The organism is Succinispira mobilis DSM 6222 (genome assembly GCF_000384135.1).
GTDB classification, from domain to species: domain Bacteria; phylum Bacillota; class Negativicutes; order Acidaminococcales; family Succinispiraceae; genus Succinispira; species Succinispira mobilis.
This window is the reverse complement of the sequence record NZ_KB913028.1, coordinates 231,851-239,350: the sequence shown is the minus strand read 5'-3', so window position 1 is coordinate 239,350 and position 7,500 is coordinate 231,851. Positions and strand designations below refer to the sequence as shown.

Genomic DNA, 7,500 nt, shown 5'->3' with positions numbered 1-7,500 from the left:
GGCAAATCCGTAAACTTTAAACCTGAGGCGTGATGACGAGCAAGCAGAGATGCGAGTGAAGTTGCTGACCCCACACTGTCAAGAAAAGCTTCTAGCGAGACAAGTGCCGCCCGTACCGTAAACCGACACAGGTAGGCGGGTAGAGAATACTAAGGTGCGCGGGAGAACCCTCGTTAAGGAACTCGGCAAAATGTACCCGTAACTTCGGGAGAAGGGTAGCCATAAGAGTAAAAGTCAGAAACGACTTAAGCTTAACGTGGTCGCAGAGAAGAGGCCCAAGCGACTGTTTACCAAAAACACAGGTGCCTGCAAAAGCGAAAGCTGAAGTATAGGTGCTGACACCTGCCCAGTGCTGGAAGGTTAAGGAAGGATGTTCGAGTAATCAAAGCATTTGACCGAAGCCCCAGTGAACGGCGGCCGTAACTATAACGGTCCTAAGGTAGCGAAATTCCTTGTCGGGTAAGTTCCGACCCGCACGAAAGGTGTAACGATTTGGGCACTGTCTCAACGAGGGACCCGGTGAAATTGAAATACCTGTGAAGATGCAGGTTACCCGCGACTGGACAGAAAGACCCCATGGAGCTTTACTGTAACCTGACATTGAGTTTTGATACATTATGTACAGGATAGGTGGGAGTCAGAGATGTATGCACGCCAGTGTGTACGGAGACGACGTTGGGATACCACCCTTAATGTATCGGAATTCTAACTGAAAGAGTAACGACCTTCAGGACAGTGTCAGGCGGGCAGTTTGACTGGGGCGGTCGCCTCCTAAAAAGTAACGGAGGCGCCCAAAGGTTCCCTCAGCGCGGTCAGAAATCGCGCGAAGAGTGTAAAGGCAGAAGGGAGCTTAACTGCAAGACAGACAAGTCGAGCAGGTACGAAAGTAGGGCTTAGTGATCCGGTGGTACCGAGTGGAAGGGCCATCGCTCAACGGATAAAAGCTACCCTGGGGATAACAGGCTAATCTCTCCCAAGAGTCCATATCGACGGGGAGGTTTGGCACCTCGATGTCGGCTCATCACATCCTGGGGCTGTAGTCGGTCCCAAGGGTTGGGCTGTTCGCCCATTAAAGTGGTACGTGAGCTGGGTTCAGAACGTCGTGAGACAGTTCGGTCCCTATCCATCGCGGGCGCAAGAGATTTGAAGGGAACTGCTCCTAGTACGAGAGGACCGGAGTGGACGAACCGCTGGTGTACCAATTGTTCCGCCAGGAGCATAGTTGGGTAGCTACGTTCGGAAAGGATAAACGCTGAAAGCATCTAAGCGTGAAACCAGCCTTAAGATGAGATCTCTCATAGAGTTAATCTAGTAAGACACCTTGGAGATTACGAGGTTGATAGGTTGGATGTGTAAGTAGAGTAATCTATTGAGCTGACCAATACTAATATGTCGAGGGCTTGACTTAAACAAGAAGAAATATATCTCGTGGTAAAAAAATTAATCTGTGAAGTTTTGAGGGAGTTTACCAATTGGAAATTCACCTCGATAATCTGGTGGCGATAGCTAAGAGGATACACCTGTTCCCATACCGAACACAGTAGTTAAGCTCTTATACGTCGAAAGTACTTGGCTGGAGACGGCCTGGTAGGATAGATAGTTGCCAGTTAAGCCTTACGTTTATACGTAAGGTTTTTTACTTGGGGGCCTATAGCTCAGCTGGTTAGAGCGCACGCCTGATAAGCGTGAGGTCAGTGGTTCAAGTCCACTTAGGCCCACCATTTTTAATTGAATATGTTAGCTAATTTTAAGGTTTAAAAACTGGCGACTATTATGAATCCTAAGTTTTAAGCAGTTAGTGCTAAAACAGTTACTTAGTTGTTGCTTAACGTTTAAAGAATTACTAATTGAGTTTAAAAAAACTTACTTTAGCTAAAACTTTAACAGCAAAAAAAGTTGCACTCTTGTTATTTTAAAGTGGGGCTATTTTTATTTAGCTGGCAGTTAGCGACGAAAAAAGTTATTTTTTAAACTTAAAAACAAGAAAGATAAATTTGAATGGATATGCTATATCCTGACAAATTTTACATAAATACTGTGCTGTGTCTAAGTTTTAGGCAGCACAATTATATCTGGTGGCGATAGCTAAGAGGATACACCTGTTCCCATACCGAACACAGTAGTTAAGCTCTTATACGTCGAAAGTACTTGGTTGGAGACGACCTGGTAGGATAGATAGTTGCCAGTTTTTAAAGCGCTACACAATCGTGTAGCGCTTTTTAGTTTTTAATATAAATAAAATTATGATATAATTTTATAAAAAAGAGGGATGATTATGCCGATTATAGATTTTCGTGAAATTCCCGAGGCACATTTAGCATCAGGATTACAAGATACGTTCGAATTATTCGCAAGAGATTTTTTTGTTGATATTTTTAAATTTAAAATTATTTCAGAGCCAAGCAGAGGTGCTGATGGCGGAAAAGATTTATTGGTTTCTGAAAGTCACCAAGGAACATTGTCAGCAAGTAGTTTTACTTGGTTAGTTAGTTGTAAACATAAAGCACATTCAGGTAAGACTATCACGAGTAATGATGAAAATAATATTAAAGATAGATTATCAGAGCATAAAGCAAATGGATTTATTGGTTTTTACTCAACGCTACCAAGTTCTGGATTAAATAATCGTTTTGAAAGTTTTAAATCTGAAAATAGAATAGAAATATTTGATAGAGAAAAAATTGAAAAATATATATTGGAGCACAAAAGATATGAACTATTTAAAAGATATTTCCCAAAGTCATATAAAAGATGGATTGAAATAGATGGTAAAAATATCCCTTCGAAAATTTTTGATTCTTACCAGCCACTGTCTTGTATAGTATGCGGTAAAGATTTATTAAAGGTGGAACGCAAAGAAAACGTTAATCATGGGATAATAGGAATGGTAATTGATTCAGATACTGAAAACAACAAATGTACAGAATGTTATGTTGCCTGTATAGGAGAATGTGATAGAAGAGCTCAAGCGTATTATTGGCAAAATGGTAAAATCACTGCTTGGGATGAGCTAAGCGATTTATTAATTCCAACGATCTACATAAGGAGATACATGGCATTGATTAATCAGCTCCAATCAGGTGAAATGGAGATGGAAGACAAGGCGTTGGAAGATTACAAAAAAATTCTTTTGTGTGTATCACAATATGTGTTTCGACATCAATCAGCAAGAGAAATGGAAAGAGTTAAAATTTTGGCAGGTCTGCCAGATGGCATATAATAGGGAAATTTTTCTTCAAATAATGTAAAAAATAATAAAGAGTATGTCAGGCAGGAGTGAGAATACAGAAATTCTTACTCCTGCTTTAAATTTATCTAGCTAAATTTTTGCAAAACAGATCTGATAAAATCTAGTTTTTAAAAATTTGTCAGTGTTATTAAGTTGTTTAAACGCTTAATAATAACGGTTATTGCTCTATTTAGATTGGACTAAAATTTGTACGGATATTTTCATCAAATAATGGTCATAACCTTTAACAGATAGATCATCTAGCAAAACATCTTCATAAAATTCTGGAGCTAGTTGCATTTGGCGTTCCTGAGCATAAGCTAAGATTTTTTGATAACCCTCGGCGATAGTTTGTTCTTGGCAATTAAGGTAATAACTAAGATAGTTACCAGCTGGTTTTATGGCAACCGGGATTGCTGTGTTTAAATTTAAAATGCGCGTGTAAAAATGACTGTAAGTATAGTATTTAGCTTGTTGCAAAGCTGCATAAGAAAAAATTCCCCCGATAGGATAAGGACTTAAAACATTATAGGCATCACAATAATTAATATGATTATACAAAGATATTGCTAAATTTTTATCTTCTTCAGTATTGTAGGCGGGAGTTTTTATTAAGTACTCGACGTCTAAGTTTTCTTCTAAAACAATATCTTGAGGGAAATTAAGTATTTCTTTAGTTAGCTTAATTTTTTGTTCCAAGAATTCATGCGTTTGTTGCAAAGTGACAATTTTTTTAGCTAATTTTAATTTTTCGCCACTTAAAAGTTGGATTAATTTTTCAGGGCTACGTTCTTTTAAATAATCTTTTATTGTTTTTAAGGGTACATTTAAATCGCGCAAAATAGTAATTACTCGAAAAACTTCAATTTGCTGAAAGGCGTAGTAACGATAATTATTGTTTAAAGTTAGCTCAGGCGAAAAAATTCCGACTTTATCATAGTAAAATAAAGTATGTTTGCTAACTTTAACTAATTTGGCAAATTCACCTGTGGTAAAATATTGGCTTAATCTATTTTCCATTGTAATACGCTCCTTGTTAAACTACTTCCTAGAAACATGGCGACCAATACCAGCATTTACGCAAACTATCCCCAGACTTTCTAGTATTGATTGGCAATACGCCAAAATTAAAGATTTTAGGCAAGTATATTAGTTGCCACGTTCCTATTTAGATCATGTGTAGATGGTAATTTTGGCATTCACGCTTTCTTAAGTTTAGGTTTTTAACTTCACGATAAGATAGCAGCAAGCAGACCGATTTTGACTATAGTGGAATACTTTAGTAATGACTGAAATTAGCTTTATACTCAAATATTGGACAGAATTCTGGCCATATTATATCAGCAATCGAATTATGCTCTTGAAAAAATTTTAACTTTTTTCAAAAGAGCCTTGACTATAGAGTAACTCTATAGTTTATTATGAAGCTTGATCCAAGAAAACACAAGGAGATATACTATGTTTTTACAAGAAAATCAAGCTATTAAGGCTGAAAATCATTTAATGGAACCAAGCGATAAGGAACATACCCAGCTTGAAATTCCGATTAGCTTAATTAATTTACTACGTTTTGCAAGTCCTGCGATTATAATGATGTTATTTATTGCTTCCTATACAATTGTTGATGGAATTTTTGTAGCTAACTATCTTGGTACGGAAGCTTTAGCTGCTGTTAATATTGTCTTCCCCTTTTCTTCCATAATTTTTTCGCTGGCAATTATGCTATCAACGGGCGGAAGTGCTTTAGTGGGGATCAAATTAGGTTCAAAAGCAGAATTGCAAGCCAAGCAATATTTTACTTTACTGTTAGTAAGCGCAGCTGGAGCTGGAATTTGTTTAAGTGCTGGGGCCTTAATTTTTCGGGAACAAATTTTAAGTTTTTTAGGCGCTGAAGGCGCAACTTTAGCTTATGCCCAAACTTTTTTTACAATCACAGCCAGTTTTGCGCCAGTGGTAATTTTGCAAATTTTATTTGAAAATTTTTTTATCACAATTGGTAAAGCTCGTGTTGCTTTGGGATTAACTATTGTAGCTGGCTTAGTAAATGCCGCTTTAGATTATTTATTTTTAGCTGTTTGGGGGTGGGGAATTGAAGGTGCAGCCTTAGCAACGGCCGCAGGTTCATTTTTTCCCGTAGCATATGCTTTATATTATTTTACCAACCAACAACAGTTACTGGCTTTTGTTAAACCAATTTGGGAATGGGCGATAATAAAACAAGCTTGTTTTAATGGTTCTTCGGAGATGATCAGCCAACTATCGGGTGGTATCATTGCGCTATTGTTTAATATTATTTTGCTGAAACTATTTGGAATAGCCGGTGTGGCAGCAGTAAGTATTGTTTTATACTCAGAGTTTTTAGTTTTGGCCATTTATTCAGGTTTCTCTATGGGGATAGCACCTTTACTTAGCTATAACTATGGTGGCAAAGAGCGCTTAAAAATTAAAAAATTGGTTAGATTAGCGTTAGGAATAGTATTGTTGCTCTCTAGTGGTATTTATGTCTTACTCAATTTTTTCACAGGTAATATTGTAGCCCTATTTGTGCCGATAAACAGTGAAGTTTATATTTTAGCTAAACAAGGATTAACAATTTTTGCAGTAGGGTATATTTTAGCTGGGGTAAATATTTTTGCTGCGGCCATGTTTACCGCTTTTGGTAATGGACGCATATCAGCAATCTTAGCTATTTTACGTACTTTTGTTTTTATTGTTTTAGGTTTGTACGTTTGGCCAAAAATAATAAGTGGCATTGGGGTGTGGCTGGCCGTACCTTGTGCTGAATTACTGACAATTATTTTTACAATTTATTATTTACAAACAAACCGTAAGCGCTACTCTTATTAGGAGAAATAAATATTATTAACTTCAACTGCTTAAAATTGTCAAAGATAAGATAGAAGAATAAAATGCCTTTGGTCGTTACTTTAGATAATGACTAAAGGCATTGTTTTTTAGGGACAACGTATAGAGGAGATTTTAAAAATGTCTTATAAAGCTTATTAACAAAAATTCTGTTATAGTGTATTGTCCATCAAGGAGAAAATTCAAGTAAGTCAAATTGTAGACCTTCTGAAGATATAATTAGTAGGCTGGAATTGAGAAATCGAAACTTGCTTGCGCGATTTGAAGAATCGTCGTTGCGGAGAGATAAAAAGTATGATGAATTGAAATTGGCTATAGAACGTGACTATGTCCGTAAATTTTGGATGTCATTTAGGGGGTAGGGAAAATGGCTAGTACAATTGTACACAATAAGCTGGTAAGAGATAAAATTCTAGACATTATTGCAGTAGCTGGTAAAACATATCAAGCTCATATAGCGGATGACAGGGAGTACCAAGAGGCACTGTATGCAAAAATTATTGAAGAGTTAAATGAATTCAAAGAAAATCCTAGTATTGAGGAAGCTGCAGATATTATGGAAGTAGTTAATAGTTTATTTGAATACAACGGTTTTAAACTCGAAGATATTGAAGAAATGAGAAAAATAAAAGCAGCAAAACGTGGTGGCTTTCAGAAACGATTTGTGCTTGATAGTGTTACGGGCTGATTATTGTGTTATGTAGAGGATTTGCTCCAATTATTGGAGGGATGGAAAAAGTGGTATGAAATGTTTTTTACTGTTTCATAAAATCTTACAGGGGTTAACTACAATACTGCTAATTGCATTATAATTGTTGATTTGTTGATTCTAACGAATAAGTATGTTATGTAGTAGTAAAAAATGCAAATTTAAAAATAAATAACTTGAAAAAATCAAGTAAAATGTAAACAAAGTAATAAAATATATAATTTTTATAAAATGTAAAATAGTATATAAAATCTAGAAAAAGTCTTGAAAAAGACAGTTAAAAGAATTTAAAAACTAATAAACCCTAAATAAGCGAATTGCCAACACCGTTTATAAATGTTATTATATACAAGTCGTCACTGAGAAGACACAAGCAAAGCAAAACAAATGCTTGACAAACATAAAATATAGTGATATAATTTATGAACAGTCGATTGAGTGGCTGACAAGATGTTCCTTGAAAACTGGATAATGGTAAGATAATCATACGATTATATAATGAATGTGCGGGACAAACGAGTATGGAATACAATTCAAAGTGCAACAAGTTGTTCTTTGAAATTGCATAAGCGAAATGCAGTTTACTGCGTAAGCGCATCCTGCTTAAAGTCAAAACAAAACAAGAAAAGTTTTAAAAATCACAAACAAATAGGTAGAATGAGCAGATTAGCTTTTTCAATAAATATATTGGAGAGTT

4 protein-coding genes, 1 tRNA gene and 3 rRNA genes (1 of these 8 running past the window's edge) are annotated in these 7,500 nt (G+C 36.2%); 7 read left to right on the top strand and 1 reads right to left on the bottom strand.

All coding sequences use genetic code 11. The annotated features are described in order from the left end of the window. The 5 genes from SUCMO_RS0101155 to SUCMO_RS0101135 all read left to right on the top strand — a co-directional run. Positions 1 to 1,408: ribosomal RNA gene (locus tag SUCMO_RS0101155) — 23S ribosomal RNA — on the top strand; it begins 1,501 nt to the left of the window's first position. A gap of 84 nt (positions 1,409 to 1,492) precedes the next feature. Continuing rightward, positions 1,493 to 1,609 (top strand): 5S ribosomal RNA (rrf, locus tag SUCMO_RS0101150). Between the two features lie 35 nt (positions 1,610 to 1,644). Next, positions 1,645 to 1,721 (top strand) — tRNA-Ile (locus tag SUCMO_RS0101145). A gap of 350 nt (positions 1,722 to 2,071) precedes the next feature. Beyond that, positions 2,072 to 2,188, top strand: a 5S ribosomal RNA gene (gene rrf, locus SUCMO_RS0101140). Positions 2,189 to 2,275: 87 nt separating this feature from the next. Next, positions 2,276 to 3,220, top strand: a complete 945-nt coding sequence (locus SUCMO_RS0101135; RefSeq protein WP_019878551.1) for a hypothetical protein — start codon at positions 2,276 to 2,278, stop codon at positions 3,218 to 3,220. A 195-nt stretch (positions 3,221 to 3,415) separates the two neighbouring features. Here the strand turns inward: SUCMO_RS0101135 and SUCMO_RS0101130 are convergent, their stop codons facing one another. Beyond that, entirely contained in the window at positions 3,416 to 4,249 is an 834-nt protein-coding gene (locus SUCMO_RS0101130) for a MerR family transcriptional regulator (RefSeq protein WP_019878550.1), read from the bottom strand. A gap of 438 nt (positions 4,250 to 4,687) precedes the next feature. Between SUCMO_RS0101130 and SUCMO_RS0101125 the strand changes: the two genes are divergently transcribed. Further along, on the top strand, positions 4,688 to 6,076 hold the full coding sequence (locus tag SUCMO_RS0101125) for an MATE family efflux transporter (RefSeq protein ID WP_019878548.1): 1,389 nt from the start codon (positions 4,688 to 4,690) through the stop codon (positions 6,074 to 6,076). Positions 6,077 to 6,461: 385 nt separating this feature from the next. Next, the gene (locus tag SUCMO_RS0101120) at positions 6,462 to 6,782 is read left to right on the top strand and encodes a nucleoside triphosphate pyrophosphohydrolase (protein ID WP_019878546.1); all 321 of its coding nucleotides are present in this window, start codon (positions 6,462 to 6,464) and stop codon (positions 6,780 to 6,782) included. Positions 6,783 to 7,500 lie beyond the last annotated feature (718 nt).

Excerpts from the sequence above, each read along its gene's own strand:
- SUCMO_RS0101135 (WP_019878551.1), top strand. The coding sequence starts at position 2,276 with ATGCCGATTATAGATTTTCGTGAAATTCCCGAGGCACATTTAGCATCA.
- SUCMO_RS0101130 (WP_019878550.1), bottom strand. The coding sequence starts at position 4,249 with ATGGAAAATAGATTAAGCCAATATTTTACCACAGGTGAATTTGCCAAA.
- SUCMO_RS0101125 (WP_019878548.1), top strand. The coding sequence starts at position 4,688 with ATGTTTTTACAAGAAAATCAAGCTATTAAGGCTGAAAATCATTTAATG.
- SUCMO_RS0101120 (WP_019878546.1), top strand. The coding sequence starts at position 6,462 with ATGGCTAGTACAATTGTACACAATAAGCTGGTAAGAGATAAAATTCTA.